The organism is Rothia nasimurium, assembly GCF_049068285.1.
In the GTDB taxonomy this organism is placed as follows: domain Bacteria; phylum Actinomycetota; class Actinomycetes; order Actinomycetales; family Micrococcaceae; genus Rothia; species Rothia nasimurium_I.
Genome location: NZ_JBLKPV010000001.1, coordinates 365,641 through 391,120, shown reverse-complemented (window position 1 = coordinate 391,120; position 25,480 = coordinate 365,641). Strand labels below are relative to the sequence as shown.

Genomic DNA, 25,480 nt, shown 5'->3' with positions numbered 1-25,480 from the left:
CCTTATCAGCGCAATGCCCTACCCCGCCTCAGACTTTAGAGCATACAGCTCACGCAGCCCTCGACCTCGGTACCCTCAAGAGCCATCTGACGAATACGTGAATAGTAGATGGTCTTGATACCCTTACGCCAAGCGTAAATCTGGGCCTTGTTGACGTCACGGGTGGTGGCGGTGTCCTTGAAGAAGAGGGTCAGCGACAGGCCCTGATCGACGTGCTGGGTTGCAACAGCATAGGTGTCGATAATCTTCTCGTACCCAATCTCATAAGAATCCTGGTAGTAATCCAGATTCTCGTTATCCATGAAGGGAGCCGGGTAGTAGACTCGACCCAGCTTGCCTTCCTTACGGATCTCAATCTTGGACGCAATGGGGTGGATCGAAGAAGTTGAACCGTTGATGTAGGAGATTGAGCCAGTCGGCGGAACAGCCTGCAGGTTCTGGTTATACATACCGTGCTCGGCAACCTCAGCCGCCAGCTGCTTCCAGTCTTCCGCTGAGGGCACAAAGTGGCCGGCAAAGAGCTCACGGGCCCGCTCAGTCTCAAAGTCCCAAGTGCCTTCGATGTACTTCTCGAAGTACTCCCCCGAGGCGTACTTGGACTTCTCAAAGCCTACGAAGGTCTCCTTGCGTTCGCGGGCAATCTCCATGGAGGCGCGAATCGCGTGGTAGGTGACGGTATAGAAGTACATGTTAGTGAAGTCCAGGGCAACATCAGAACCGTAGTAGACGTGCTCACGGGCTAGGTAACCGTGCAGGTTCATCTGACCCAGACCCACAGCGTGGCTCATGGAGTTACCGCGCTCAATCGAGGGAACAGAGGTGATATCTGACTGGTCAGAGACAGCGGTCAGGGCACGGATAGCCGCCCCAACCGTAGCACCCAGGTCGCCGCCGTCCATAGCCAGAGCAATGTTCATAGAGCCCAGGTTGCAGGAGATATCCTTGCCGATGGTCTCGTAGCCCAGGTCAGCGTTGTAGACGGAAGGCTCAGACACCTGAAGAATCTCAGAGCAGAGGTTAGACATGATGATCTTGCCGTCAATGGGGTTTGCCTTATTGACGGTGTCTTCAAACATGACGTAGGGGTAGCCGGACTCGAACTGGATTTCAGCCAGGGTCTGGAAGAACTCGCGGGCATTAATCTTGGTCTTCTTAATGCGGGCGTCATCGACCATCTCGTAGTACTTCTCTGAAACGTTGATGTCAGAGAAGGGAACCCCGTAGATTCGCTCTACGTCGTAGGGTGAGAAGAGGTACATGTCCTCGTTCTTCTTGGCCAGCTCGAAGGTGATATCGGGAATCACAACGCCAAGTGAGAGGGTCTTGATACGGATCTTCTCGTCGGCATTCTCACGCTTGGTGTCGAGGAAGGAGTAGATGTCGGGGTGGTGGGCATGCAGGTAGACTGCACCCGCGCCCTGGCGGGCACCGAGCTGGTTAGCGTAGGAGAAGGAGTCTTCCAGCAGCTTCATGACGGGAATGACGCCTGAGGACTGATTCTCGATCTTCTTGATGGGGGCACCGGCTTCGCGCAGGTTAGTCAGGGCGAAAGCAACGCCGCCGCCACGCTTGGACAGCTGCAGGGCTGAGTTGATAGAGCGGCCGATGGACTCCATGTTGTCTTCGATACGCAGCAGGAAGCAGGAGACAAGCTCGCCGCGCTGCTTTTTACCAGCATTGAGGAAGGTGGGGGTAGCAGGCTGGAAACGGCCGGAGATCACTTCTTCAACGATCTTCACTGCCAGATCCTCGTTACCCTCAGCCAGCAGCAGGGCAACCATAACAACGCGGTCCTCGAAACGCTCCAGGTATCGCTGGCCGTCAAAGGTTTTGAGCGCGTATGAGGTGTAGAACTTAAAGGCACCCAGGAAGGTGGGGAAACGGAACTTCTTGGAGTAGGCCAGCTTAGAGAGGGACTTGACGAAGTCAAAGGAGTACTTCTCAAAAACCTCAGGCTCGTAGTACTGGTGCTTAATCAGGTAGTCAATCTTCTCTTCCAGGTCGTGGAAGAAGACGGTGTTGTTATTGACGTGCTGCAGGAAGTACTGGCGGGCTGCCTGGCGGTCAGCTTCGAACTGAATCTTGCCGTTTTCGTCGTAGAGGTTCAGCAGGGCGTTGAGCTCGTGGTAGCTCAGGCCGCGGTATTTCTCAGGGGTGCTGGGGTCCTCGTGGCCGGGCTCTACGCTGGCACCGGGTACAGGGAGTTTTGAATCCAAAATTCTTTGATTCCTTCTTGAACGGTTTCTACATCTTCTTCTGTGCCCATGAGCTCAAATTTATAGAGGACGGGCACATGGCATTTTGCGGCGATTTTATCGGCTGCTACGCAGAACAGTTCGCCGAAGTTTGTGTTTCCAGCCCCGATGACACCCTTGAGCAGGGCCCGGTTGGCTGGGTTATTGAGGAACTTGATGGCCTGAGGAGGTACTGACCCTGCTCCCCCCGGTCGCCCATAGCTGGGTACACAGAGCACATAGGGCTGACTGACCTGAGGTGGCTCCTCGCTGGTTCGCAGCGGAAGGCGGAGGTTTTTGATGCCTGTCTTCTGGACGAACCTGTGGGTATTTTCTGAGACGGATGAGAAGTAGACGATGGTGGGTTCACCGGTGATTTCTGGTGGGTTTTCCATGAGTTGTACCTCAGTACTCAGGGTTGGTGCTAGGGCACCTGGTTCAGGGGTCCTGGTTGGTGTGCTGGCTGTGTGTCTGGCTCGGTGGCCAGGCGCTTAGGCAGCCTGGGTGGCCAGGGAGTTGATGCGGTCGGGCTGGAAGCCGGACCAGTGCTCTTCACCGGCAATCACGACGGGGGCCTGCAGGTAGCCGAGGTCCTTGATCATGGCCAGGGCTGCGGCGTCCTCGGTGATGTCAACGGTGTTGTATTCGACGCCGGCCTTATCGAGGGCCTTGTAGGTCATGTTGCACTGGACGCAGGCGGGCTTGGTGTACACCGTTACGGTCATGGTGGGGTCTTCTCCTTGGTGAGCTTGAGCGGTAGTGCGCTGAAGCTAAATAGGGCTCGTTGCGGGGTTCAGCAGCTGGTCCTGGAGGTTTTTCCTCGAGGGCGCTGAACCGAGATTTAATACTACATCTAGTGTCTTGCACTCGTTTACAACCCAAGATGCTGTGTTTTATTTCCAGAAGGTTCTTAAAATTTTTTCTATCCACAGCCCTTCCCGCGAGTTTGCTGGGCTTTCGGCTTGTTCTGCACATTTATCCACAGGAGGGGGTCGGAGAAGCTAGTCATGTGTGAGATTAAGAGCAGGTCTGAGACCTGCCAAACAGTGCCGAAGCTGGCTCCCGCAAGATACCGGGCTTTAAGGATTTCAACCTCAAGATTTGCTTGAGTCTTTAAGGTGTTGCCGGGGATTTTTGATGACTTTTTGGTCAGGGCGTGTCGTTCCCCGAGCGGCGCCGGAGGGCTTGACAACCCTCAAGGTTTAAGGGCATACGAAAGGACGCCCCACCCCCGGCCCCTGCCTGAAGGCAGGTCAAGCCGGGTGGGGGCGTCCTCTGGGCTTGTGGGCCTTAGAGCAGGCCTCTTTCCTTGAGCTGCTTGGTGAGGGCGGTTCCGTCGTTGCCCTCTAACCAGAGGTCGCCCTTGACGATGTCACGGGCCCGGTGGTCGCCCCAGACCCGGCCGGAGGACAGCACAGATTCCCCAAAGGTGAGGTTGCGAATCAGAATCGCCTCAACATTGTGGGGGTAGCGCACAGCAAAACCGTTGTAGATCTCAGGGTCGCGTTGGCCGTCGTCGCCAATCAATATCCAACGCATGTGGGGGAACTCAGCAGCCAGCCTTTTGAGGGCGTTGACCTTGTGCTGGGAGCCCGACCGGAACCAGCGATCGGGGGTGGGCCCCCAGTCGGTCAGCAGGAAGGTGCCCTTGGGGTATCCGTTGCGGTGCAGGAAACGGCGTAGGGTAGGGGTGACGTTCCAGGCCCCGGTGGACAAATACATGAAGGGGGCCTGGGGGTGGGCCCGGTGTAGGCGGTCCATCATGACGGCCATACCGGGAGTTGCGCTGCGGGCGTGCTCGTTGAGGACGAAGCTGTTCCAGGCTGCCACGAAGGGGCGGGGCAGGGCCGTGTTCATGACGGTATCGTCCACATCGCAAATAATACCCAGGGTTTGATTTTCAGGGACGATATAAACCGAGGTTTCAGCAACCTGGCTCCCCGGAGTTTGCATAGTCACCCGGTGCAGGCCGGGCTCTAAAGCAACCTCCAGTTTGACATCGACCACTCCCCCGCGATCGGCGTAGACGGTGAACTGCTGGCCATCGATGTAGATCTCAACCTGGGCATGGGATATGGCTACAGAGGTAAAAGAGCGCCAACCTCGGACAGGTTCGACAGTCGGATCGCCCTTTTCAACGGAATTGAAAAATTCTTCAAACAGGTCGGTCTTGTACAGGGCCCGGCCGAGCACGCGCACCCAGCCGCGCGACCCGTACCCGACACTGGGCACGATAACAGGCTCTAGGCCCGTTTTTTGAGCCCGGCGTTCCCGGTAGGAGTGGATATTATCGCCGATACGGTAGCCAAGATTCACTGCCTCATCGGCAGCCTCAGCAACGATGGTTCTGAATTCGTGTGCCCCAGGTGTGGTCATACTTCTAAGTGTTTCATATTTCAGGCTGACTCTGCATAAAGCTGCCAACTACTGGATTGCTTGATACAGCAAAAGGTGAGCGCCTTCGTCGGCGCCCACCTTCTGTGTGTGATGTGGTAAATGATTGAGCCGGTGGCTGGACTTAGTCGATATTCAGCACGCAGGTTGCGCTACCGGTGCCGCTTGCTTCGTTGGCGTGGTTGACGTGGTCGCCTGCCTCCAGAGCGTAACCGGTACCCTTGATGGCGCACTCAACGTCTGCGTTGGGGTCTTCAGCCGAAACTGCAACGCGAATCTTAGAACCGGCTAGGTCTGAGAGCTGGTCGTACTGCAGCTGGTAGAAAGCCTCACCTTCGAATTCAGCCTTATTGCCGTCAAAGGACATCTGGTCCTGGTAGACGGTAACGGTTGCGGGTACTTCCTGGCCGTCAAGGTGGGCAGTTACCTCGAAGGTGATGTCGTCACGGCCACCCCAGCCGTCGATTTCAGTGAAGCCCAGGCCGGGAACGATGGTCTGAGCGCAGCCTGCGAGCAGGACACTCGCTGCGAGCGCTGATACTACGGTAACTTTTTTCTTTGCCATACATAAAAATATATCGTCTTCACAGGCAGTTAGGGTAATGCTACGCGCGGGTGTCTGGCGGGGGTTGGTTGTTTTTATGGGGTGTAGCGGTTGGTGATGAGTCCGCCTTCGACGGTGAAGGGCCAGCCGATTCCGTTTTTGGTCATGACGGAGTGGGGGTCTACACCCGGTGCGAAGAGGTGGGTGCGGTTTTTGTAGGCGATGAAGTATTCGTCGAAGGCTGGGAGGTGGTGGGTGAGGGTGAGGGCGTGGTCGAGTTCTTGGGTGGTGACGTCCTGCTGCCAGCTGCCCATGTAGTAGGTGGTGCCGTCGAGGTTGAACCGTATCAGCTCGCCGGAGGCAACCAGGCTTTCTGCGGTACGGGTGATGGTGGTTTTGGGGAGGGTTGACCACCAGTTGAAGTCGTCGATGGTGGCTGGGCCCCGGGTGGAGAAGTAGCGGGCGGTCAGTTCCCGGGTTTTCTGGGCTGGAGTGCGGGCGTCTGCGTCCGCAACCTGCTGGGGTATGGCAAAGGTGGCTGAGGTGAAAGTGTCGTGTTGGCCGGTTCGGCGGGTTTGGATGATTGAACCGACTGAGCCTAGTCTCCGCAGGTGGTGCCCAAGCAATTCCCGGGGGTAGCCTGACTCAGCGAAGAGACTGCGGAGACGATCACGGCTGACAGGTTCAACGATTGTACTCTCTGTGAGGGACCGGGCTGCCTCATAGTCAGCTACGTCCAGGTTGAACTGGGCGGCTAGTCGTTCTGGCTTACCGGTGACTGAGCGGGGCCCGAGGAGGGTGGTGACCCAGTGGTCGGTGCGGTGGAGGTAGTGCAGGGTGCCGCGTTGGGACCAGGTACGCACCAGCTCATAGTCTGCGAGCGCGTCGTCTAGGTGACTGGTGTTGGTGGTGAGGGGTTTTTCGGGTTGCCCTGCGCGGATGGCGAGGGCGGTGAGACCGCCTGCGTAGTTTTGGCCTTGGGTGGCGATCATGTAGTGGGCAGCGTCGGTGACGGTGGTCGGTGTGGTGGGGCGGGCGAACGCCGGTGCGAGGGCTTGGGCGATGAGTCGGCGGGCGACGAGGGGGTTGGGGTGCATGGGTTTAGTGTAGCTGGTGGTGGTTTATGTGGTGGCTTTGGTGTGGAGGGTGAGGGCTCGGAGGGGGCAGGTTTTGGCGGCTTCTTGGGCGGCTCGGTGGAGGGTTGGTGGGATGGTGATGGTGCTGCCTTCGGGTGAGTAGGGGTAGCCCCAGGGGTCGGCGGTGAGTTTTTCTTCGAGGAGTTCGATGCAGAGTCCTCTGGCGGCGCAGGTGCCCCAGTTGATGGTGAGGTGGTGGGTGGTCATGGTGGCCTTTCGGGTGCTGGGGTTAGGGTTTGGCGGTGCAGGTGCCGTGGGTGTGGGCGGTGATTTCGTGGTGGAAGGTGGTGAGGGTTTCGGTGATGAAGCGGACGGTGGCGTCGGGGTGTTTGCAGATTCCTCGGCCGGGTAGGAGGTGGGTGAGTTGGTTGATGGTGGCCTGGATTGTTTTTGTTGGGGTGTTGTGGGCGGTGGCGGAGGTGAGGTGGGTGAGGGCGTTTGCGAGGGCGGGTAGTCCGTTGGTGCAGGGGCCGCATTGGCGGGCGGATTGGTCTGCCAGGTAGCTGGCGATGGCTGCTGTGGTGTCGATGGGGCATTCTGCGGGGGTAAGGGGGTAGATGATGCCAGCGGCTGCGGGGGCGTCCGCACTGCCGATGGGGGTGGTGAGCTGGTCGGCGGGTATCCAGCGTCCTTGGAAGCCGCCTAGCAGGACGGCTGGTGTGGGCTGGTCTAAACCGGCGAGCGCAAGGGCTTGGGTAAGCGGGGTATGGTCAGGAACCTCGATGACGGTGGCTGTGCCGGCGCCCCGGTGGTGGAGGGTGAGGAGGCGGGTGCCGACTGCCCCGGTTGAGGTGAAGTAGCTGGCTCCGTAGCGGGCGATGAGGGCTAGGTGGGCGAGGGTTTCGACGTTGTGGACGAGGGTGGCGTGGCGGGTTTTGCCGAAGAGGCCGGGGCTTTTTTCGGGGTGGGAGAGGCGGCGGGTGTGGTGGGTGGGGATGGGGGTGCCGGTGGTGATGGCGTTGGCGGCGGCTGAGGCTTCGCCGGAGATGAAGGTTCCGGGGGCTGGGTAGCAGGTGATGCCGCGGGCTGCTGCGAGGGGGGCGATGGTGGTGAGGGATTCTTCTCGGGCGTAGAGGGCTAGGTTGCGGGTGCCGATGAGTTCTCCGGCGATGAGGAGGCCGTCAAGGACGAGGTGGGGGGCGTGGTGGAGGAGCATTCGGTCTTTGTGTGAGAGGTATTCGCCTTCTGCTCCGTTGGCAATGATGGTGGTTTTGGTGCTTCGGTGGGTGGTGGTGAGTTTGCGGTAGGTGGAGAAACTGGCTCCGCCGCGTCCGTCCAGGTTTGATTCGAAGATATGTTCGAGTAATTGGTGGGGGTGGAAGGTTGGCACTTTGCCGAAGGTGGCCAGGTGGGCGGCGGCGTCGGCCTGGTGGCCTGCGGCGAAGAGGCGGGGGGTGCCGACAGTGAGGTCAAGGTGGGCGGTGGCAGCTGGGGTAAGTGGGGCAGCTGAGTCGGTGGTCGCCGGGGCGGGGAGCATAGTGGTCATGGTGGTTCCTAGTGGTTGGTGTAGGGGGCGGGGGCGGGGGCGCTGCTGGTGCGGGTGAAGGCTGGCAGGAGGCGGTAGACGGCAGTAGCGGCTACGAGGGTGATAGAGGCGAGGGTAAGGAGCAGGAACCAGGTTTGGCCGGTGTCGCTGCCGGAGCTGAGCCCGTGGGCGAGGGCAGCTGGCCAGCAGGCGTAAGCGCCCCAGTGGATGAGGTGGAAGAGCTTTTCGGGCAGGCGGTGGCGCAACAGGCCGGTGACGGCGATCGCCAGCATGAGATCGAAGGCCAAGGTTCCTAGTCCGTAGGCCAGGGCTTTATCAGGTGTGGTGAAAGGAATGATGTAGTGGGTGAGGGTGAGGCCGGTGTAGGTGTCGAGGTAGAGGGCGACGATGTGGATGAGGGTGAAGATGAGGGCTAGGAGGGAGGAGGTTCGATGGAGGGAGGTGGTGGTGATTCGGGGTATGCCGATGTAGGTTTTTCCGGATCGTGTGAGGATACCCAGGGCCAGGGAGAGGGAGAGGAGGATGAGGGCGGTGGCTCCGGTGGAGCGGGCTATGGCCCAGTAGATTTCGTTGGTCATGGGTTTCTGGTCTTTCTGGGTGTGAAGTTGGTGGGCCAGTGGTGGGTGAGTTCTTGGCCTTCTGCGGTGATGAGGCGGCTGGGGTGTCCGGTGGGGGCTAGGTGGTGGTGGGCTTCTCTTCCCCAGACGATGGCTGCGGTGGAGTAGGTGTTGGCTTCTGCGGCGCTTGAGGCGATGATGCTTGCGGTTTTGAGTTCTGGGGTGGTGGAGAGGCCGGTGGCTGGGTTGATGATGTGGTGCCAGGTGTGTCCGTCAGTGGCCCAGCGTCGTTTTTGGGTGGAGGAGGTTGCGATTGCTCCGCCGTTGATGAGTTCTATGGTGCTGGCTGGGTCTGTTTCTAGGTCTTGGACGGTCACTGCCCAGGGGCGGGTGGGGCCAGCTGTGGCTATGTCTCCGCCGATGTTGAGGAGGGTGGGTGCTCCGCTGGTGTGGGCGGCGGCGGCCGCGCCGTGGTCTACGGCCCAGGCCTTTCCCAGGCCGATGAGGTTGAGCTGGACTCCGGGTGCTAGGGTGAGTCGATTGCCTGAGAGTTGGACGTGTTCGTGCAGGCTGGCTGGTGGGTTCTGGATGGCTTGTAGGTGGCCGTTGGTTCCGGGGGTGAGGGTCAGGCTGTGTCCCTGGGGTCCGCCGAGGGGTGGGACGCGGGGGTCGTAGGCTCCTGCGGTGGTGTCGTAGGCGGTGAGGGCGAGGGTGAGTACCTGGGTGAGGGTGGGGCTGAGGTTGTAGGTTCCGGCCCCGCTGGCGTTGATGCGGGCTAGTTCGCTGGTGGGGTCGAAGGTGTTGACGGCTTGTTCAAGGGTGTCTAGGACGCGGTGGACGGCTAGCGTGGCAGCGTGGAGGCTGGCTTGGGAGGGGGTGTCGAGGATGAGGTGGGCTGGTGAGGTCCAGACTGTCCAGCGGGTGGTGAGCATGGTTAGGATCCGCTGCTGGTGGTTGTTCCGTTGGTGCCAGCCGGGGCTTCTTGGACGTAGGTGTAGGTCTGGCTGGTGACTGTATCTGGGGCGCTGCTGGTGGGTTCTGCTGGGGTGGCGGGGCTGGTTTGCTCTGTGGTTGGGGTGGTGGGTTGCTCACTTGGCTGGGTGGGGGTGGCTGTGGGGGCCTCGGTTTCTTGGATGTGGCTGTAGGTTTCAAGGGCAACAGCGGTTGCCCCCAGGGTTGAGACAGCTACGAGGCCTGCTCCGGTGATGTGGGCGATGAGTTTTCCGCGGGTTCGGGTCTGCATGGGGCTCTCCTTAAGGTTGTGTTCTCTATAGAGTGAGTCTAGGGAGCCGATATGTGCAGGGGTTTTACCCAACCTTTGTGGAGCCTGTGAGGGGTGGGGAAGAAAGCTTTGCCCCACCTGGCTATCAGGTGGGGCAGAGCAGAATTAAGGTGTGGGGGTGTGGAGGGAGGTGCCGTTGGTGGCTATGACCTGGCGGTACCAGTGGAAAGATTTCTTGCGGTACCGCTTGAGGGTTCCGGTGCCGTCGTCGTTCCGGTCGACGTAGATCACCCCGTAGCGTTTGGACATTTGAGCGGTGGACATGGAGACCAGGTCGATGCAGCCCCACATGGTGTAGCCGAGCAGGTCAACCCCGTCGGCTAGGGCTTCTTCAACCTGTAGGAGGTGCTCGCGCATGTAGTCGATGCGGTAGTCGTCCTCAACAGTGAACCCGTCTGACCCGCCTTCCACCAGCTGGTCCTTGGCGCCCAGGCCATTTTCAACGATGAAGAGGGGCTTGCCCCAGCGGTCCCAGAAGTCATTGAGCACAAGGCGCAGGCCGACCGGGTCAATCTGCCAGCCCCATTCGGAGGCCTTGAGGGTGGGGTTGGGCACTCCCCCGATGATATTGCCTTCCCCGGTTTCTGCTGTACCAGCGGTTTCGCAGACGGACATGTAGTAGGAGAAGGATACAAAATCGACGGTGTTGAGAAGATCTTGCTGGTCTTGCTCGGTGATTTCTAGTTCGACGCCGAGCTCCTTGAGTTTGCGTTTGAAGTAGCCGGGGTAGGTGCCTCGACAGTGGACGTCGCCAAAGACGTAGTCGTCGCGGGAGGCTACCTGGGCTGCTAGCACGTCGGACGGGTCCGGGGTGAGCGGGTAGCGGGGGACGGCCAGAATCATGCAGCCTACCCGGTTCTGTACATCAATTTCATGGGCCAGGCGGGTCACCCGGGCTGAGGCTACCAGTTCGTGGTGCACCGCCTGGTAGAGACGCTGCGCCCCGATCTCTTCAGGGGTTCCTTCAAGGCCCGAGAAAAAGGGGAAGTGCAGGACCGAATTGATTTCGTTGAAGGTGATCCAGTAGCGAACCCTTCCAGCAAAATGGGTCATGACCGTGCGGGCGTAGCGCTCGAAGAAGTCAATGACCTGCCGGTTAGCCCAGCCCCCGTATTGACGGGCCAGGTGCAGGGGTGTCTCGTAGTGGCTCAGCGTCACCAGGGGTTCAATACCGTGTTTCAGCAGTTCGTCAATCACCCGGTCGTAGAAGGCCAGCCCCTCGGGGTTGGGTTCAGCCTCATCGCCGCGCGGAAAAATCCGCGACCAGGCAAAGGAGAGGCGGAAGACCTTAAAACCAAGTTCAGCAAAGAGAGCAATATCGTCAAGATAGCGGTGGTAGAAGTCGATGGCCTCAAGTTTGAGGTTATCGGCGGTGGGGGCGGCGGTGGGGGCAGTCCTCAGCCCCTGGGGCAGAACGTCCTGGATGCTCAGCCCTTTCCCGCCCTCGGCGTAGGCACCTTCAATCTGGTTGGCAGCCGTAGCCCCACCCCACAAAAATCCTTCAGGAAAACTCATCGCGAAACGTCCTTTCTCAATCTCGATATAACTTGGAGCCTACACGTGGTGGTAGGGGCGGCCAGCGGCAATTTCACCGGCCCGGTAAATCTGCTCGGTGATGATCAAGCGTACTAATTGGTGGGGAAAAACCAGGTCTGACAGGCTCCAGACGGTGTTGGCCCGGGCTCGCACGGTTTCGTCCACACCGTAGGCCCCGCCGATCACCAGCACCACCTTCTTAAAACCTAGCTGGCCCTCCAGCAGGCGGGATAGGGCCGGGGAAGACAGCATTTTGCCCCGCTCATCCAGCAGCACCAGGTAGTCATCGCGCTCAACTTTTTCAAGAATCCGGCGGGATTCCTCAGCCCGGGCTGCCTCTTCAGCCAGGGACGAGTGGGGTAAGTACTGCCAACTGATATCCCAGGGCTTACGGAGGCGGGTTTCATACCGGTCAATACCGTCCTTGACCCATTTTTCGTGTTTCTTACCGATAGCAATAATTTTGATGGTCATCGTCTCAAGTCCTTGGGGGTTACTGGTCGGTGTGACGGGGCAGAGCCGGGGCTACAGCTTTTATCACGGTAAAGGTGGGGGTACGGTTCATCTGCTGCACCGACTCGAACCGCTCTTCAATCTGGGGCCGGTAGCGGGCATGGGAATTATGGACCAGATAAAGCAGTCCCCCCGGGGCAAGGAGGCGTAAGCTGGCATCGAGCAAGGGCCCCACCAGGCTCAAATCCACCGCCGTACCACTGTGAAAGGGAGGATTCAAAAGGACGATATCGGCCCGATGATCCTCCAGGCGGGAAGCGGCATCGTCCCACGTCACCTGCACCCGCGCGTCCTGACCCAAATTCAGAGAAGCTGAGCGAACAGCATCCACATCAAGATCAGTGGCCCGTACCCGGTCAATAGCTATTCCCGCCGGCAGGTGCTCAAGTACCTGGTGGGTCACCGAGCCATTTCCGCACCCCAGATCAACAAGCGTCAGAGGACGCGCGGGGGCCGTATTTTCCAGGTCGGTCAGGACGCTCGCGGCCAGCAGTTGCCCACCCCGGTCAGGCTTGCCCCCGGAGAACACCCCACCCAGGGCCTGCAAGGGCCCGGACGGCCGGGGCTGAACCTGGGCTGGGGTGGGGACGGTAGCCAGCAGGCAGCGGTGCTTACCCTTGCCCAGCAGGCCCCGCACCTGGCCAAAGCTCCTACCCAGGGTCTCGTTAAAAGTGGGGGTCATGTGCTTGGTGTTACCACCCAGAATCAGGGTAACCTCGCTCCCCCGCTCAGCCTGATAGCGAGCCAGGTCGTGGGCAAGGTCGGCGAGCGCGGCGTGGCTTTTGGGCAGGTGCCCCAGGGCTAGGGTGCCGTCGAAATTGTGACTGGTGAGTGTTGTGTAGAGGCTGAAGGTTGAGGGATCTACTTCGCCATTTTCGTGGAGTCCTGCCAGGGTGAGGGGGCTCTTTGTTGCGGCGTTTTGGGTGGAGTGGGTTTGGTACAGGGTGAGGGCGTCTGCATAGGATCGTTGGCGGCTGATCACCCGGCCACCCGGGCCTACCTGGGCCAGGGCCCAGCCGGTCAAGGCCCCCGTGGGGTCATCAAGAACAAGAATATCCCGGCCAGGGCCTACACCGAGCTGGTCAAAAGCGTCGGAAATAATGAGCCGGTCAAGGGCAGAAAGAGCCGCAGAGGCTGGAGGGGAAAATGGTTGGGTCACTCCCCTATTGTCTCACGGACCTGCCGGTGGCACTTATCCGTCTAAGGGAGCGGCCCAGGCTTCCTCAATCAGCTGGACCAAAACCTTGCGGTCAACCTGCTTGAGGGAGGTGATGTAAAGGCAGCCAGCGCCCAGCCGGTGCTTACCCAAGTGGGCAACTAGCTCCTCGAACCGGCCAGCCCCTTGCATACCGTACAGGGTCAAGGAGGCCTTACGGGGGCTGAACCCAATCTTGAACCAGTCCCCGTGTCGTCCTGAGGAGCTTTCGTAATGTACCTGACCGAAACCGACCATAGTGGGGCCCCACATGACCGGTTCTTGCCCGGTGATGTGGGAAAAGATCTGGAGGAGCTCAAGGCCGTCAGCCCGGCGAACCGGCCACTCCACAGACTCACAGAAGGCGCGGGGGTCCAGGTCGGTCGGCTTGGTCTTAATATCTGAGGCGACCTTTCCGGTATGACCGGCCGTAATGGTAACGGAAGGAGCCAGGGCCTGGATCTCTTCCGGGGTGGGGGCCTCAAGCATGTCCCCGCCGGTTTCTCGTAAAGCCGACAGGAGGCGTCCTAAACCTTTGACCCCTACCCCGTGTAGGGATAGGAGGTGCCGGTAGTTGGCGCCGTCAAGTTGGGCCAGCTCGGTGTATCCGGCTTCTGCCAGGGCCCGACGCAAGGGGGCACCTACCCCGGGTAGATGCAGGCTAGTGCTTGTCATGACGGCCTTTCTGAGGTTGTCGGTCCCAGTCGGTGTGGATCGCTGGTTTCGTCCCCTCCGTATCTTCCCTGTGAACCTAGAATAGTTCAGAAGTATAACTGACTTCCCGGGAGGTAAAAGATGATTAACTGGGCTTGTTTGGACGCCCACGACTGGCGGAAAGCCGTAGAATCCACATCAGCGGTCACAGGGCTAGAAGCTGCCCTGGGTCGGATCCGGCGCCTGAACCCCGAACTCAATGCTTTCACCCTCCTGCTTGAGGATGAAGCCCGGGCAAGAGCCCAGGCCCTCGACGCCCTTGAACCCGGTGAGCGCGGCCCCCTGCACGGGGTGCCTGTGGTGATCAAGGATGAAAACGATGTGGCAGGTACTGTCACCAGCTTCGGCACCGCCGCCAACACGAGCCCCAAGTCAGAGGATTCTTTGACGGTTCAGCGGCTAAAGCAGGCCGGGGCCATTATCCTGGGCAAAACCACCATGCCCGCCTTTGGGGCCTTTCCGGTCACGGAATCGGAAGCTTTTGGGGTTACGCGCAATCCGGTCGATACCCGGTTCACCCCGGGTGGGTCCTCGGGTGGGTCGGCTGCTGCGGTTGCGTCGGGCATGGTTCCCCTTGCCCTGGGTGGGGACGGCGGCGGCTCAATTCGGATTCCTGCTGACCGGTGCGGGCTGGTGGGGTTCAAACCTGCCCGCGGTATCGTCCCCACAGCCCCCTACGACCACCTTTGGCATAATTTGGGCACGGCCGGGCCGATTACCCGGTCTGTGCGAGATGCTGAACTCATGTACCGGGTGCTGGCAGATTTACCCCAAGAGGCCCCCTGGGCTAAGCCCCGGCCCGTCCAGAACCTGAAGATAGCGGTATCGGCGCGCCCCTCAAGTCCCCTGGCGAAACTGCACCCTGAGCACCGGGTGGCCCTGTGGCGCACAGTCCAAGCTCTCAGGGCCGCCGGGCATACCGTGACCTGGGTAGATGAGCGGGTTCCCGACCCCACCGTCCCCTTTACCGTGCAGTTCTTTGCCGGGCTGATCGATGAAATCTCTTCCCTCGACCACCCAGCAATGATTGAGCAGCTACACCGTCACACCGCCCAGCTGGGCTTCTGGGCAAGAGGCCAGTTACTCGCTAGGGCAAAAGCGACTGGCGCCGCCCTGGGCGACCGTCTGGAAACCACTTATTTCTCCGACTACGACCTGCTGCTCACCCCCACCACGGCAAGCCGCCCCGCCCCCGTCGGGACCCTGGGTCGGGGATTTGTCGGAAGCCACGGGGCTTTCCTGAAGGCCATGGTGGAGGCGGTGCCGTCGGTGGCCTACACTCTCATCTGGAATGTTTCTGGCCACCCTGCCCTTAGCATTCCGGCAGGACGGGCCAAGGACGGGCTACCGACCTCCGTTCAGCTGGTGACCTCCCGCCAGCAGGGCGCAGAGAACCTGCTCTTTGCAGTGGCCCAGCAGCTCGAACACCAAGAGATCCGCCGGTAGGTCCCCTGGGTCTTAAAGCTAGAGCCCCGCACCTGGTAGAGGTGCGGGGCTCTTCATTCAGATAGGTGAATCAGTCCACGAGTCTCTGGGTTTCAACCAGCGGGGCAACTAGGGGCATCGGCTCATATTCAGCGCGTAGTTCCCGCAGACGGCTGACATGGGCGTGAAGGGCACGGTCCTCGTCCGTCACCGGGGTGAAGGGGCGGGCAGGAAGGGCCTGGCCGTCCAGGTCAGTTCCCACATAGGTCATGGTCGCGTGGATCGCCAGGGGCAACTGCTCGTACTGCTCTCTGGGGTTACCGGCCCGCAGGTGGATAATGACGCCCATAGACCTGGCCCCTGTATGCACCAGTCGGGCGTTGACCTCCACCAAATCCCCGATATGCACCGGCTTATAGAAGCGGATTCCTCCAGCGTAAACGGCAACGGTGCGCTCGCCTGTCCAGCCCATGGTCACGCTGGTGGCAGCCTCATCGATCCATTCCATAGCTGTGCCGCCGTGGACGTTTCCGCCCCAGTTCACGTCAGTCGGTTTGGCAAGGAAGCGATGGGTGATTTCTGGGGCCGTGGAGTCATCGGTATACACCTGGGCTTCCATCTCCTGCTCAATGGCCTTGCGCAAATCGATGCGGGAAAGCGCTGCCTGCTGCACCCGCTTCTCTTCGTCAGTGACAGGCACATAGGGGGTGACGGGGCTGGGCTTTTTGTCTTCTCCAATGGACACGAAAATGACGAGGCAGTCACAGGCCCGGGTGAAGATACCGTCTCGTGGGTCGGCGGAGAGCACTTCATTGACGATGTGCATGGTGGAGCGGCCCGTGTAGACAATGCGCGAGCGCACTTCAACCAGGTGGCCGGAGGGGATGGGGCGGGTGAAGTGGATGTGGCCGACGTAGGCGGTGACGCAGTAGGTGCCTGCCCAGCCAACGGCGCAGGCGTAGGCGGCTTTGTCGATCCATTCGAGGACGCGGCCCCCATGGACGCCTGAGGCCCCGGCGATGAGGACGTCGGTGGGGGCGGCGAGGAAGCGGAGGGTGATGGATGGTTGCGGGGTTGGTTGGGTCATGGTGGTGTTCTTGGGCTCGGGTGGTGGTGTCTGGTTGTCCCCAGGTGGCTTTGCAGCTTGGGAGCTTCTTTGCTCTGTGGGCTGGGCCTGGTTGGGGATTGATTTATTGTAGCGGGGCAGGTGGCTGGCGGGGCAAGCAGGTTGCAGAGTGTGAGACAGGGGCTGGGGTTGTCTCAGTAGACTAGTTTGTATGGTTACTGTTTCTGCTGGTATTCAGGTGTTTGATTTCGATTCTGTTCACCAGGCCAATATGTGGCGCACTTTGGGGGCTGATGAGACTGTGAAACGGCTGGATGCGGTGCTTCGGATGGCTCTTTTGATGGGGTCTGAACTTGTAGTGGATCGGAATCAGGTCTTGGATGGGATTTATTTTCTGTCGCGTGGGCCTGCTGGTGTGGCTTCTGTCCTGGGTTTGGGGCCTGGGGATCCTTTGCCGATTCGGGTTAAGTGTGCCCCGGGGTCTGTTTCTGGGCATTTTGCTGATCAGGAGCGTCTGGTGCCTCTGAAGCGGGGTTGGGGTGCTGGTGGCCATGTTTCTTTGGATCTGCAGTTGGATCAGGTGCGAAGTGAGCAGTTTGTGGCGATGTCTTCGGTGAAAATGGCTGTGTTGGGTGATTCTTCTGGCCGGGACTGGTTGTGGGCTCCTGTTGATTCTCGGGTGTGGAAGAGGGGTTCTGGTTTCCGGTTTTTTGCCGGGCCGGTGGCAGATGATGCTGTTCTTCTGGCTGTGGAGCAAGCCCAGGATGAGTGGGTTGATGCTATGGCTTGTGGTCGGGTTGCTGTGGATGATTGGTCTTTGACTCGCACGGGTGCGCTTGAAATGGGTCGGCATTTGGCAACGTTGAGGTCTGAGATTTTAGGACGCGGGGTTCAGCTGACGGGGTTGGGTGAGTTTGTCACGAGTTTGGAGGTGGACCGCCGGATTGAGGTTGCTGATGAAGTGTACCGTTGGGCCGTGGCCCATTATTCGCTCGAGGAACAGCCATTGTCTCATGCCAGGTGTGCTTTGGAATTATGGTCTCGGGGTTTTTATCGGGCCCTTTCTGCTGCCGAGGGTATGGGGCATTTGTCTTTCTACGAGTCGGATATGAATGAGGAGTTTGCTGCCCAGTATGGCTTGAGTTTGCCGATAAGGGGCAGGAGGCAGCGGGTGAAGGATAGGCTTTCTCGCGGGTCGGTCCGCCGCAAGGAGGGGCAAACTGTGCGGGTTGATGGCACCCTGATTGACGACATGATGGATATTTCTGGGTCTGATTTTGCCCGTTTGCGGGCGGTGTGCGCCCCTGCGACGGGCAGGTTGGCCGGTTCGAACCCTGATGAGGCGCTTCAGGATATTGCCTTTTATGCGATGGAGGCTACCGGTGCGCCTGTGTCTCGGCGGGATAGTCGGAGGCAGGCTTGGTGGCGGATTGTGAGCGGTATGTTGCTGGCTGTTGTGGTGACCGGTATTTCCTTGTTCGCTGATTTGGCTGAGTTGAGCAGGAGTCAGTCGGTTGTGGTTGTGGTTCTCGCTGCCGTGTTAGGTGCCGTGGTGGGTTTGCCCTGGCAGGATATGAAGGAAGTGGTGAGGCTGAGAAAGCATAAAATGACGGCGACGATGACTCTGATAGATAGTGAGGTGGCGTAATGGGGCTGATTCCTGAGTGGATTCCTGTCTTCCAGGCTCCTGGGACTGATGTGGTGGTTCAGCAGTGGCTTCGGCCTGATGGGCAGGTCTGGTGGCGGGTGTGTCCTTCAGCCCAGCAGCTTGCTGGGGCTGTTGCCGTCCTGGTGTCTGCCGAGGGTAAGGTGTTGCTCGTCCGCCAGAACCGGCCTGCTGTGGGGCAGGTGTTGTGGGAGCTCCCCCGGGGCGGTGCCTTAGCTGAGGACGGCGACGCGGTGGCTACGGCTACCCGGGAACTTTATGAGGAAACAGGTTTTGAGGCTAGTGACCCTGTGTCCTACGGGGTGACGTACCCAGATTCGGGCCTTTTAGGTTCTGAGGTGGGGGTGGTTCGCCTCAGCCTAGGTCCAGCAACCGGCACCCCTGATGGGGAAACTGAGGGTTGGGCCTGGTTTAGCCCCCACCAGCTGCGGGACCTGGTGGTTGAAGGCAGCCTGCGGGATTCAATGTCTCTTGCTGCTTTAGTGATTGCTGGGATTTTCTAGTTCTTCAGGGGTACTTTTCAGCTGCTGGTAACCACAGGTCATATTACTTGATTCTGAAAATAATTTGGTTTTAGACTGGGCTCACGCAACACCCCTTCAAAGGAGAAGTCATGAAGCCCATCAAACCCGCCCTAGCAGCCCTCACCCTCCTGGCCCTAGCTGCCTGCAGCTCACCCCAGGCAGCTCCAGACAGCACCAGCTCACCAGTGCCCAGCAAGTCCACAGCAACCGAAGCAACAGGAACTTCCAGCACTCCTAACTCAACTTCTGGCACCCAACTAGTTACCGCAACAAGCGATGATTTAGGGGACACCGCCCCCGAAACACCCGATGATCTCGCCCAGCAGCTAGCTGAGGGTGGGCTGGTTATAGTTCACCGCTACACCGGGGCAAGCTACCTCAGCCAACCCAACCCAGCACCAGCAGGCTTCATCGATGACGGCCAGCGCATCTCAGAAACCAGTATCGAGCGGATGAACCAGCTGGGCGCCAAGTACCGCGAACTTGGCATTCCGGTATCGTCCGCGCTCTCCAGCGAATACTACTTCGTCTACCAGCATGCCGACCAGGCCATGGACGTTCCTGTGGAGGTCAACCGCGACCTCACCGGGTCCCTCAATTTCAGTGACCCGAACGAACTGGAAGAATCCCTGCAGGGTCTACGCAACCGCACCGTCACTCCCCCACCAGCAGGTTCCAACACGGTACTTTTTACCCACCAGGGTAAGTTTGACAAAGCCTACGGCTTTTATCCGGACGCCGGGTGGACGCTCATCTTTGCCCCCGACGGTAGTGGCACACCACGGCTGATAGCTAGCTTGTCGCTCGATGAATTCTTAGAACTCTAGTTTCTCGGGCACCCCAGGCTAGCCCGCTACCTACGGGCGAACCAGACTAAGCTGGATACCAAAACCGCGTTGGGATTGAAAGGTAAGAGCGCCTATGCACCAGATGGTCCGTTACGCCACCGTCATCGTTATCGGCGGCGGGCAGGCTGGTCTCTCCGCCGGCCACCATCTAGCCCAGCGCGGTTACGCCAACGCTTTCACCCACCCCACAGCCCCACTGACCTATATCGTTTTCGATGCTGCCGAAGGTCCCGGCGGTGCCTGGCGCCACCGCTGGGACTCGCTCACCATGGCCACCGTCAACAACATCTTCGACTTACCCGATTTCCCCCGCCCGCAGGTAGGGCTCACCCAACCCAGCAAGCAGGCAATCCCCGCCTATTTTGCAGACTTCGAGGCAACCCAACAGCTAGCTATCGCCCGGCCGGTCGCGGTCCTTTCTGCCACCAGAGTCGATGACCCGGCTACCCCCTTTGAGCTGACCACCACCAACGGCACCTGGCGGGCGTCCGCGCTCATCAACGCAACCGGAACCTGGAATAACCCCGTTTTGCCCGCCTACCCGGGGCAGGCGTCCTTTCGGGGACGGCATCTGCACACCCGCGACTACGTGAAACTTGAGGACTTCACCGGCCAGAGGGTAGGTATCGTGGGCGGCGGTATCTCTGCTGTGCAGCAGCTGGAGGAAATCTCTCGGGTCGCAACCACTTTTTGGTACACCCGCCGCGAGCCCGTCTTCCGTAACACCGAGTTCAACACCGAATACGGGCGCGATGTGGTCGCCCGCGTTACTGCCGATGCCGAGGCAGGCCGCCCCACCGGGTCAGTGGTAAGCTACACCGGCCTGGGGTGGACGCCCTACGCCCGAGCCGCCAAAGCCCGCGGAGCCCTGAATCGCCGCCCCATGTTCAGCAGAATCGACACCACCGGTGTCATTGAGGCAGACGGCAGCCACACCGACCTTGATACCATCCTGTGGGCCACCGGCTTCAAGCCTGCGCTCGCCCACCTTGACCCGCTGAATCTTCGCAATGAGCTAGGAGCCATCCAGATGGACGGCACCCAGGTTGCCTCAGAGCCCCGCCTACACCTCATCGGATACGGGCCCAGCCAGTCCACGGTGGGAGCTAACCGGGCAGGCAGGATTGCGGTGCGCAAGCTACACAGGCTGCTGACCCGCTAACGACTCCCGCTACCGATTTCGCGCAACGGCCGGGTCAGAACCAGGGAGGGCACAAGAGCTAGAGCTGCAATACAGGCCAGGGTCGAAAAAGAGGTTGCAGCCATAATAAACCCCGAGGCCAGGGCCGCGGTAGCTGCACCCAGGTTGGTCAGGGAGTCCAGGCCACCGGCTGCCCGGGTACGGCTTTCAGCCGGCAGGGAGGCTGCAAAGAGGGCCGAGGCCGCCACAAAAGTTGCTGACCAGCCCACCCCCAGCAGAATCAGGCTTGCCACCATGGCAGGCGTATTGTGAGGAGCAAGGGCACCTAGGGCTATAGCGAGAACCAGCAGGGCAGTACCGATCAGAATGATGGTACGCTCCCCCAGCCTGTCGGCGCCCAGACCCATTAGGGGTGAGAGCCCGTACATGCCAAGGACATGCAGACTGATGGTCAGACCGATGATCTCAATACCAGAGCCCTGATGATTCATATGGACCGGGGTCATGGTCATCACCGACACCATGACCATGTGGGCCCCCAGCAGGCTGATAGCCGCGTATCTTGCCTGCCGGTTGCCTGTAATTTCTCGGGTAAAAGCACCGACTTTGGCAGCTAGGCTGGGTTTTTTCTGACCGGACGCACCTGCCCCCTGCCCTGCCCCAGCTAGGCCGGGGGCGACGTCCTTGGTGCCGGGCAGAAGGGCGAAAACCAGCAGGGTTGCAGCCCCCAGAGCCAGGGCGGCCAGGGCAAAGGCTGCGCTGTAGAGGGTGGTGCCCAAAGAGGAGGCGAGCGCAGCGGCCGGGGTGCCGATGTTAGGGCCGAGGACGGAACCGATAGTGCCTACCCAGACGATGAAGCTGAGGGCTGAGCCGCGCTTGGCGTCAGAGGCGTGGTCGGTGGCGGCGAAGCGGGCTTGGAGGGCGGCGGCGGAACCCGCCCCCATAAGAAGCAGGCCGAGGGCGACGAGAATCATGCTGGTGCCAGAAGCCGCCCAGGCCAAGACAATAGCCCCTAGGGTGGCGGTGGCCCAGCCGGTGGTCAGGGCGGTGCGGCGGCTGGTGCGGGCAGCAAGTTGGGCAAGCGGTACGCCAAAGAGGGCCGCCCCGAAGGTGGAGGCGGTGCGGGCGATACCTGCAAGCGCCTCGTTCTGGGTGACCTCGCTGGCTAGGAGCACCCCGATGGAGGGGGCAGCCCCTACCCCGATGGTTCCAAAGACCTGGGTGAGGGCCAGGGCCCAGAGAATGCGGCGCTGCTGGTGGGTGTTCATGGCTACCCATTATAGGGGTACCCTCCCGGGTAGACTGGGCTTATGTCTGAGCTCCTAGATTTTCTCGCCTGGGGTCAAGCCGAAAACCTGGTGTATCATCTTCAGCGTGTAGAACTTGAAGAACGCATGCAGGTGTTGGCCCCGCTCAAGCCATTGGCTCAAGCCGTGTTGAAGGGTGCACCGGAAGAAGTCTCCCAGCAATGGTACGGCCCGCTCACTGAGGAGCACCGTCACGCAGCTGATGTTGTTGCGTTCCCTGATGTGAATTCTTTGCTGCGTAAGGTGCCTCTATCTCATCGGTTCATTAGGGAGTCGATACCTGAGCTTTTTCCGGACTCCCTGACACAGGTTTTTGAAGCCTGGAGCAGGCTCTACATCAAGGCTCCTAAAAACCATGACAGGACGGCTGCTATTCTCCGAGCCGTCGAGTGGTTTGATGGGCGTTATGACGTATCTCTGCCAACGTCACGCGAAGCTGGCTTCGTTTTCTTAACCGGTCGTTTCCACTTGGGGTGGGTATATGACGTGCTAGTACAGAACCCGATGGAGTGCCGCCGCATGATTAGGGCGGTTTTCCTGGGGCCAAGTGTCAAGGGGCTTTCCTTGCGGCAGACCGATGAGAGCCGCCTGCCGGTTCAAACCGTTCGGGGATTCCTGCTACCAGCACTGTGTCAGGCAGAAATTCTCGACCGTTCCGAGGTCAGGAACTGGTGTGAGGTTGCCTTAGAAAGCAAGGAGCATAGCGCTTTTGAAAAGGTATGGTTCCGGCAGGTTTTAGACGCACAAACTGAATAAACTGTCTGCGCAGGAAACACAGGTTTTTCTTCTTGTAGTCTCCGACGACAACAACTAAAAAACACCGTCTCTCAGCAACTCTGTTTTTCGCTACTATGAGGAGCTATGACCCTTACCCTTTGGCTTTCCCTTGTCGCTGCTTGCCTGGTGATTTCTTTGACTCCCGGTGCCGGGGCCGTCAATACTATGACGACTTCCCTGCTGCACGGCTGGAAGAAGGCCTTCTTCACGGTCATGGGTCAGCAGCTGGCCCTGGTAGTGCAGATCGCTATTGTGGCCGCTGGGCTGGGGGTGGTGGTTGCTAATTCGCCGGTGCTTTTCGATGTGATTCGCTACGGCGGGGCGGCCTACCTGGTTTACCTGGGTCTGCGCATGATCCTTGCCCGCCCCCAAACCCCAGAGCAGGCCCGCAACGAGGCAGAAAGTGGTGCGGGTACGTCCGCCCCGGCGGGGAAAGGACGCCGCACCCGCGTGAGCGGGCGCCTGGCCCCGGGTGCTCCCCTGGCTCTTTTTAATCGGGGCTTCTGGGTGAATATGTCCAACCCCAAGGCCATTGTTTTTATTCTGGCTTTTATGCCCCAGTTCGTGCGGCCCGATGCCCCGCAGCTGCCCCAGTACCTGGTGCTCGCGGGCACTATGGTTGCCATAGATATTGTGGTCATGTGGGGCGGTTTCGCTGTGGTTGCCAAATCCCTGACCAAGCTGTCTCACTCAGAGCGAGGGCAGAGAATCCTCAACCGGGTCTTTGGATCCCTCTTCATTCTGGTGGCTGCCCTCATGGTTTTCTCAGGGCACTAGGGTTCCCGACTGGACATGGAGGGCATAGACTGGTTGTACGACAAAGGAGTGTATTTGTATGACAACATCGACTGTAACTGTGCGAGTTGACGAAGCAACCAAGCGCGAAGCAGCCCGTATTGCCGAAGACTTTGGGTTAGACCTATCGTCCATCACCCGCGCCTTCTACCGCCAGGTAGTACGCGAGCAGCGCATACCGCTTACCCTGGAATACCCCCAGCCAAACGCAGAAACCCAAGAAGCCATCTCTGATTCACTGACGATGGAAAAGGAGGGCACCAGCAGATTTAAGAATGCCCAGGACATGTTTAATGACCTAGGAATCTAATCGTGCTTCTACCCGAATACACACCAGCTAAGGCAACTGGGCAGGCGCAAAGGAATGCCACGTGGCAAATGCCGGTGACTGGCTATTAATCTGGAGAACAACCGAAACTCACGCATATTTCCTGCGAACAGGAACACATGACGACCTCTTTTGAAGCATCATGCCCTTTATGGGGCTACGAGTTTGAGTCGCTGGCAGACCACCAGGTCTTTGGGAGTTACGGGCATGCCCTCATCTCCCTCTGACCAGAAACTCCGGTGGGCCCTCCACCACATCACCATCGGGCAGACTAAAGCCTTCCCGGCTATGCTCCGGCAGGTCTGCTAACCAGGCCAGGGCACGTTCCACCACCAGGCTAGTCAGCTCCAGTGAATACGTTGGCCAGGTCGAATCGGTGAAGAGGTGCTCAGCTCCCTCATAGAAATCGCAGCTGGCTGTAGCTGACGAAGCAGTGTAGGCGAGGGCTGCCGGAGCGTCCTCAGCAAACCAGGTATCAGCGCCACCGCCATGAATCGCCACCGGGAAGGAAACCGGCAGGGCACCGGGCAGGTAGGTAGGGTCAACGAAGCCCTCCAGGGCGAGCAGGCCCTGGGCGCGGGCGTCCGTCTGGGCCAGGGTTTGGGCGACCATCGCTCCCAGAGACACTCCTGCTACCACAAAGGGGCCGGTGAGTGGTGCTACGGCAGCCTGCGCCCGGGCCAGGAGCTTCTCATGAGTAAGCTGCTGGTAATGGGTCATGCCTTCTTCGATGGTTGTGAAGCGGTGCCCGTCGTACAGGTCAGGGGCAAAAACCAGGTGCCCGGCAGCTTCCAGGCGGTGAGCGAGCGCGCGGACGCCGTCCGTCAGCCCCGCTGCGTGATGGAAAAGGACGATGGTGGTCATGGCCTTCTTTCTTCCCTGATCTGTGTACCTGGGTCAGCTCGTTAGGTTATACGTTACTGTAGAGGGCTCTCTCCCCTTTAGACTGGGATAAACCGCCCTAATCAAGCTAGAGGAGTTATCGTGGCGCGTATCGGTCTTATTCTTGGTTCTACCCGTCCTACCCGCATTAGCCCGGTGGTGGGTGCCTGGGCGCAGGAGCGGCTGGCTGCCCTGGGCAACCACACATACGAAATCATTGACCTAGCGGAGCAGAACCTACCTCACTTCGATGAGCCAGCCTCCCCGAAGTCGGGGACTCCTTACCAGCACCAGCACACCCGCGATTGGTCTGAGCTAGTTTCTGGTTTTGACGGTTTTGTGGTGGCCTTGCCCGAGTACAACGGGGGTGTACCTGCCGTACTCAAGAACGCTATGGACTATCTCTTTGCCGAGTGGGAGGGCAAGCCGGTTGCGGTGGTGTCCTACGGTTTTGGGGCCGGGTTGAAGTCAGCGGCCCAGTTTGAGTCAGCCTGCCCCAACTACGGCCTGGTGCTGGTGCCCGCTGCCGTCAATATCAAGCTGAGCCGGGCCATGTATGACGCCGAGGGCAAGATAGCGGATGCCGCTACCGCCTTTGCCGACTACGAGCCGGGCCTGCCTGCCCTGGATGCGGCTTTGAGTGAGGCTCTACAGTAAACCCAGGTGAAAGGTTAGGACCGCAAGATTTTTTCGAGCGGACGGCCCTTGGCTACCTCGTCAACGAGTTTGTCGAGGTAGCGAATCTGCTGCATGAGGGGGTCTTCAATCTCCTGCACCTTATAGCCGCAGATGGAGCCGGTGATCAGGTGCGCGGCGGGGTTAAGTTGGGCTGAGGCAAAAAAGTCGCGGAAGGACGTCCGCGCCTCAAGGTGACGGGCCAGGTCAGCCGGGCTGTAACCCGTCAGCCAGCAGGTCACTGTCTCAACCAGAGCGGTGTCCTGGCCCTTGCGCTCTACCTTGGCCAGGTAGTGGGGCCATACTTCAGCTAGGGGCATGTCAAAGATTTTGTGGGTCATGCGGCTAGTCTAGCGGTATTACCTGAACAATTTTTCTCGTCAATAGCTTGCACTGTTACCCCCTTCCTGATAATTTAACGATTATCGATAATATCGTTTTTCGATAAACTATTA

The 25,480-nt window shown here is 59.7% G+C and carries 28 protein-coding genes and 1 pseudogene; 10 read left to right on the top strand and 19 right to left on the bottom strand.

Annotated elements, in window-relative coordinates; genetic code table 11:
- Nucleotides 1–35: 35 nt before the first annotated feature.
- The 15 genes from nrdE to ACMXX3_RS01725 form a co-directional block, all read right to left on the bottom strand.
- Nucleotides 36–2,216: a class 1b ribonucleoside-diphosphate reductase subunit alpha gene (nrdE, locus tag ACMXX3_RS01795; protein ID WP_421083091.1), complete on the bottom strand. Its 2,181-nt coding sequence runs from the start codon at nucleotides 2,214–2,216 to the stop codon at nucleotides 36–38.
- A complete protein-coding gene (nrdI, locus tag ACMXX3_RS01790; RefSeq protein ID WP_421083090.1) occupies nucleotides 2,180–2,629 on the bottom strand; it encodes a class Ib ribonucleoside-diphosphate reductase assembly flavoprotein NrdI in 450 nt (149 codons plus the stop codon). Before nrdI ends, nrdE begins: the two co-directional genes overlap by 37 nt.
- A 96-nt stretch (nucleotides 2,630–2,725) precedes the next feature.
- Nucleotides 2,726–2,959, bottom strand: coding sequence for a glutaredoxin-like protein NrdH (gene nrdH, locus ACMXX3_RS01785; RefSeq protein WP_421083089.1), 234 nt, complete (start codon nucleotides 2,957–2,959; stop codon nucleotides 2,726–2,728).
- A 565-nt stretch (nucleotides 2,960–3,524) separates the two neighbouring features.
- Entirely contained in the window at nucleotides 3,525–4,610 is a 1,086-nt protein-coding gene (locus tag ACMXX3_RS01780) for an App1 family protein (protein ID WP_421083088.1), read from the bottom strand.
- Between the two features lie 142 nt (nucleotides 4,611–4,752).
- Nucleotides 4,753–5,193, bottom strand: a complete 441-nt coding sequence (locus ACMXX3_RS01775; RefSeq protein WP_421083087.1) for a hypothetical protein — start codon at nucleotides 5,191–5,193, stop codon at nucleotides 4,753–4,755.
- Nucleotides 5,194–5,267: 74 nt separating this feature from the next.
- Nucleotides 5,268–6,269, bottom strand: a complete 1,002-nt coding sequence (locus ACMXX3_RS01770; RefSeq protein ID WP_421083086.1) for a winged helix DNA-binding domain-containing protein — start codon at nucleotides 6,267–6,269, stop codon at nucleotides 5,268–5,270.
- Between the two features lie 24 nt (nucleotides 6,270–6,293).
- On the bottom strand, nucleotides 6,294–6,515 hold the full coding sequence (locus ACMXX3_RS01765; protein WP_421083085.1) for a ferredoxin: 222 nt from the start codon (nucleotides 6,513–6,515) through the stop codon (nucleotides 6,294–6,296).
- Nucleotides 6,516–6,537: 22 nt separating this feature from the next.
- The gene (locus tag ACMXX3_RS01760) at nucleotides 6,538–7,794 is read right to left on the bottom strand and encodes an NADH-ubiquinone oxidoreductase-F iron-sulfur binding region domain-containing protein (protein WP_421083084.1); all 1,257 of its coding nucleotides are present in this window, start codon (nucleotides 7,792–7,794) and stop codon (nucleotides 6,538–6,540) included.
- An 8-nt stretch (nucleotides 7,795–7,802) separates the two neighbouring features.
- Complete coding sequence (locus ACMXX3_RS01755) at nucleotides 7,803–8,372, bottom strand: ferric reductase-like transmembrane domain-containing protein (RefSeq protein ID WP_421083083.1); 570 nt, start codon at nucleotides 8,370–8,372, stop codon at nucleotides 7,803–7,805.
- Nucleotides 8,369–9,283: an FAD:protein FMN transferase gene (locus ACMXX3_RS01750; RefSeq protein WP_421083082.1), complete on the bottom strand. Its 915-nt coding sequence runs from the start codon at nucleotides 9,281–9,283 to the stop codon at nucleotides 8,369–8,371. Before ACMXX3_RS01750 ends, ACMXX3_RS01755 begins: the two co-directional genes overlap by 4 nt.
- Before the next feature lie 2 nt (nucleotides 9,284–9,285).
- Nucleotides 9,286–9,594: a hypothetical protein gene (locus ACMXX3_RS01745; protein WP_421083081.1), complete on the bottom strand. Its 309-nt coding sequence runs from the start codon at nucleotides 9,592–9,594 to the stop codon at nucleotides 9,286–9,288.
- A gap of 144 nt (nucleotides 9,595–9,738) precedes the next feature.
- On the bottom strand, nucleotides 9,739–11,148 hold the full coding sequence (locus ACMXX3_RS01740; RefSeq protein WP_421083080.1) for a glycoside hydrolase family 1 protein: 1,410 nt from the start codon (nucleotides 11,146–11,148) through the stop codon (nucleotides 9,739–9,741).
- Between the two features lie 39 nt (nucleotides 11,149–11,187).
- Nucleotides 11,188–11,643 (bottom strand): 23S rRNA (pseudouridine(1915)-N(3))-methyltransferase RlmH, encoded by a 456-nt coding sequence (locus ACMXX3_RS01735; protein WP_421083079.1) that lies wholly within the window; start codon nucleotides 11,641–11,643, stop codon nucleotides 11,188–11,190.
- Nucleotides 11,644–11,662: 19 nt separating this feature from the next.
- Complete coding sequence (locus tag ACMXX3_RS01730) at nucleotides 11,663–12,841, bottom strand: class I SAM-dependent methyltransferase (RefSeq protein WP_421083078.1); 1,179 nt, start codon at nucleotides 12,839–12,841, stop codon at nucleotides 11,663–11,665.
- 33 nt (nucleotides 12,842–12,874) lie between these two features.
- Nucleotides 12,875–13,552, bottom strand: coding sequence for a DUF1801 domain-containing protein (locus ACMXX3_RS01725; protein WP_421083077.1), 678 nt, complete (start codon nucleotides 13,550–13,552; stop codon nucleotides 12,875–12,877).
- A gap of 120 nt (nucleotides 13,553–13,672) precedes the next feature.
- Here ACMXX3_RS01725 and ACMXX3_RS01720 point away from each other — a divergent pair, with 120 nt between their 5' ends.
- Nucleotides 13,673–15,037 carry an amidase family protein gene (locus ACMXX3_RS01720; RefSeq protein ID WP_421083076.1) on the top strand — a complete coding sequence of 455 codons (1,365 nt, stop codon included), beginning with the start codon at nucleotides 13,673–13,675 and terminating at the stop codon, nucleotides 15,035–15,037.
- A gap of 70 nt (nucleotides 15,038–15,107) precedes the next feature.
- Here ACMXX3_RS01720 and ACMXX3_RS01715 read toward each other — a convergent pair whose 3' ends face one another.
- The gene (locus ACMXX3_RS01715) at nucleotides 15,108–16,103 is read right to left on the bottom strand and encodes an acyl-CoA thioesterase (protein WP_421083075.1); all 996 of its coding nucleotides are present in this window, start codon (nucleotides 16,101–16,103) and stop codon (nucleotides 15,108–15,110) included.
- Nucleotides 16,104–16,293: 190 nt separating this feature from the next.
- Here ACMXX3_RS01715 and ACMXX3_RS01710 point away from each other — a divergent pair, with 190 nt between their 5' ends.
- The 4 genes from ACMXX3_RS01710 to ACMXX3_RS01695 all read left to right on the top strand — a co-directional run bounded on the left by ACMXX3_RS01710 (nucleotide 16,294) and on the right by ACMXX3_RS01695 (nucleotide 20,282).
- The gene (locus tag ACMXX3_RS01710; RefSeq protein ID WP_421083074.1) at nucleotides 16,294–17,730 is read left to right on the top strand and encodes a hypothetical protein; all 1,437 of its coding nucleotides are present in this window, start codon (nucleotides 16,294–16,296) and stop codon (nucleotides 17,728–17,730) included.
- A complete protein-coding gene (locus ACMXX3_RS01705) occupies nucleotides 17,730–18,251 on the top strand; it encodes an NUDIX hydrolase (RefSeq protein WP_421083073.1) in 522 nt (173 codons plus the stop codon). Before ACMXX3_RS01710 ends, ACMXX3_RS01705 begins: the two co-directional genes overlap by 1 nt.
- 110 nt (nucleotides 18,252–18,361) lie before the next feature.
- Complete coding sequence (locus tag ACMXX3_RS01700; protein WP_421083072.1) at nucleotides 18,362–19,099, top strand: hypothetical protein; 738 nt, start codon at nucleotides 18,362–18,364, stop codon at nucleotides 19,097–19,099.
- A gap of 94 nt (nucleotides 19,100–19,193) precedes the next feature.
- Complete coding sequence (locus ACMXX3_RS01695; protein WP_421083071.1) at nucleotides 19,194–20,282, top strand: NAD(P)-binding domain-containing protein; 1,089 nt, start codon at nucleotides 19,194–19,196, stop codon at nucleotides 20,280–20,282.
- Here ACMXX3_RS01695 and ACMXX3_RS01690 read toward each other — a convergent pair.
- Complete coding sequence (locus ACMXX3_RS01690) at nucleotides 20,279–21,529, bottom strand: MFS transporter (RefSeq protein WP_421083070.1); 1,251 nt, start codon at nucleotides 21,527–21,529, stop codon at nucleotides 20,279–20,281. The genes ACMXX3_RS01695 and ACMXX3_RS01690 overlap by 4 nt on opposite strands.
- 42 nt (nucleotides 21,530–21,571) lie before the next feature.
- On the opposite strand from ACMXX3_RS01690, the gene ACMXX3_RS01685 reads away from it, so the two are divergent.
- The 4 genes and pseudogenes from ACMXX3_RS01685 to ACMXX3_RS01670 all read left to right on the top strand — a co-directional run.
- Nucleotides 21,572–22,324, top strand: coding sequence for a hypothetical protein (locus ACMXX3_RS01685; protein ID WP_421083069.1), 753 nt, complete (start codon nucleotides 21,572–21,574; stop codon nucleotides 22,322–22,324).
- A 105-nt stretch (nucleotides 22,325–22,429) separates the two neighbouring features.
- Nucleotides 22,430–23,122 carry a LysE family transporter gene (locus ACMXX3_RS01680; protein WP_421083068.1) on the top strand — a complete coding sequence of 231 codons (693 nt, stop codon included), beginning with the start codon at nucleotides 22,430–22,432 and terminating at the stop codon, nucleotides 23,120–23,122.
- A 58-nt stretch (nucleotides 23,123–23,180) separates the two neighbouring features.
- Nucleotides 23,181–23,450, top strand: a complete 270-nt coding sequence (locus ACMXX3_RS01675; protein ID WP_237186177.1) for a type II toxin-antitoxin system RelB/DinJ family antitoxin — start codon at nucleotides 23,181–23,183, stop codon at nucleotides 23,448–23,450.
- Between the two features lie 43 nt (nucleotides 23,451–23,493).
- Nucleotides 23,494–23,604: pseudogene (locus ACMXX3_RS01670) on the top strand (type II toxin-antitoxin system YafQ family toxin); the annotation flags it as partial.
- A gap of 77 nt (nucleotides 23,605–23,681) precedes the next feature.
- Here the strand turns inward: ACMXX3_RS01670 and ACMXX3_RS01665 are convergent.
- Nucleotides 23,682–24,332, bottom strand: coding sequence for a dienelactone hydrolase family protein (locus ACMXX3_RS01665; protein ID WP_421083067.1), 651 nt, complete (start codon nucleotides 24,330–24,332; stop codon nucleotides 23,682–23,684).
- 120 nt (nucleotides 24,333–24,452) lie between these two features.
- Between ACMXX3_RS01665 and ACMXX3_RS01660 the strand changes: the two genes are divergently transcribed.
- Nucleotides 24,453–25,007 carry an NADPH-dependent FMN reductase gene (locus ACMXX3_RS01660; protein WP_421083066.1) on the top strand — a complete coding sequence of 185 codons (555 nt, stop codon included), beginning with the start codon at nucleotides 24,453–24,455 and terminating at the stop codon, nucleotides 25,005–25,007.
- 14 nt (nucleotides 25,008–25,021) lie between these two features.
- Here the strand turns inward: ACMXX3_RS01660 and ACMXX3_RS01655 are convergent, their stop codons facing one another.
- Nucleotides 25,022–25,366 (bottom strand): DUF2200 domain-containing protein, encoded by a 345-nt coding sequence (locus tag ACMXX3_RS01655; RefSeq protein WP_421083065.1) that lies wholly within the window; start codon nucleotides 25,364–25,366, stop codon nucleotides 25,022–25,024.
- Nucleotides 25,367–25,480: the final 114 nt, after the last annotated feature.

Excerpts from the sequence above, each read along its gene's own strand:
- ACMXX3_RS01680 (WP_421083068.1), top strand. The coding sequence starts at position 22,430 with ATGACCCTTACCCTTTGGCTTTCCCTTGTCGCTGCTTGCCTGGTGATT.
- ACMXX3_RS01740 (WP_421083080.1), bottom strand. The coding sequence starts at position 11,148 with ATGAGTTTTCCTGAAGGATTTTTGTGGGGTGGGGCTACGGCTGCCAAC.
- ACMXX3_RS01765 (WP_421083085.1), bottom strand. The coding sequence starts at position 6,515 with ATGACCACCCACCACCTCACCATCAACTGGGGCACCTGCGCCGCCAGA.
- ACMXX3_RS01770 (WP_421083086.1), bottom strand. The coding sequence starts at position 6,269 with ATGCACCCCAACCCCCTCGTCGCCCGCCGACTCATCGCCCAAGCCCTC.
- ACMXX3_RS01685 (WP_421083069.1), top strand. The coding sequence starts at position 21,572 with ATGTCTGAGCTCCTAGATTTTCTCGCCTGGGGTCAAGCCGAAAACCTG.
- nrdI (WP_421083090.1), bottom strand. The coding sequence starts at position 2,629 with ATGGAAAACCCACCAGAAATCACCGGTGAACCCACCATCGTCTACTTC.
- ACMXX3_RS01655 (WP_421083065.1), bottom strand. The coding sequence starts at position 25,366 with ATGACCCACAAAATCTTTGACATGCCCCTAGCTGAAGTATGGCCCCAC.
- ACMXX3_RS01760 (WP_421083084.1), bottom strand. The coding sequence starts at position 7,794 with ATGACCACTATGCTCCCCGCCCCGGCGACCACCGACTCAGCTGCCCCA.
- ACMXX3_RS01710 (WP_421083074.1), top strand. The coding sequence starts at position 16,294 with ATGGTTACTGTTTCTGCTGGTATTCAGGTGTTTGATTTCGATTCTGTT.
- ACMXX3_RS01665 (WP_421083067.1), bottom strand. The coding sequence starts at position 24,332 with ATGACCACCATCGTCCTTTTCCATCACGCAGCGGGGCTGACGGACGGC.
- ACMXX3_RS01750 (WP_421083082.1), bottom strand. The coding sequence starts at position 9,283 with ATGCTCACCACCCGCTGGACAGTCTGGACCTCACCAGCCCACCTCATC.
- ACMXX3_RS01705 (WP_421083073.1), top strand. The coding sequence starts at position 17,730 with ATGGGGCTGATTCCTGAGTGGATTCCTGTCTTCCAGGCTCCTGGGACT.
- ACMXX3_RS01775 (WP_421083087.1), bottom strand. The coding sequence starts at position 5,193 with ATGGCAAAGAAAAAAGTTACCGTAGTATCAGCGCTCGCAGCGAGTGTC.
- ACMXX3_RS01725 (WP_421083077.1), bottom strand. The coding sequence starts at position 13,552 with ATGACAAGCACTAGCCTGCATCTACCCGGGGTAGGTGCCCCCTTGCGT.
- ACMXX3_RS01755 (WP_421083083.1), bottom strand. The coding sequence starts at position 8,372 with ATGACCAACGAAATCTACTGGGCCATAGCCCGCTCCACCGGAGCCACC.
- ACMXX3_RS01675 (WP_237186177.1), top strand. The coding sequence starts at position 23,181 with ATGACAACATCGACTGTAACTGTGCGAGTTGACGAAGCAACCAAGCGC.
- ACMXX3_RS01780 (WP_421083088.1), bottom strand. The coding sequence starts at position 4,610 with ATGACCACACCTGGGGCACACGAATTCAGAACCATCGTTGCTGAGGCT.
- ACMXX3_RS01720 (WP_421083076.1), top strand. The coding sequence starts at position 13,673 with ATGATTAACTGGGCTTGTTTGGACGCCCACGACTGGCGGAAAGCCGTA.
- ACMXX3_RS01735 (WP_421083079.1), bottom strand. The coding sequence starts at position 11,643 with ATGACCATCAAAATTATTGCTATCGGTAAGAAACACGAAAAATGGGTC.
- ACMXX3_RS01700 (WP_421083072.1), top strand. The coding sequence starts at position 18,362 with ATGAAGCCCATCAAACCCGCCCTAGCAGCCCTCACCCTCCTGGCCCTA.
- ACMXX3_RS01690 (WP_421083070.1), bottom strand. The coding sequence starts at position 21,529 with ATGAACACCCACCAGCAGCGCCGCATTCTCTGGGCCCTGGCCCTCACC.
- ACMXX3_RS01695 (WP_421083071.1), top strand. The coding sequence starts at position 19,194 with ATGCACCAGATGGTCCGTTACGCCACCGTCATCGTTATCGGCGGCGGG.
- ACMXX3_RS01745 (WP_421083081.1), bottom strand. The coding sequence starts at position 9,594 with ATGCAGACCCGAACCCGCGGAAAACTCATCGCCCACATCACCGGAGCA.
- ACMXX3_RS01715 (WP_421083075.1), bottom strand. The coding sequence starts at position 16,103 with ATGACCCAACCAACCCCGCAACCATCCATCACCCTCCGCTTCCTCGCC.
- nrdH (WP_421083089.1), bottom strand. The coding sequence starts at position 2,959 with ATGACCGTAACGGTGTACACCAAGCCCGCCTGCGTCCAGTGCAACATG.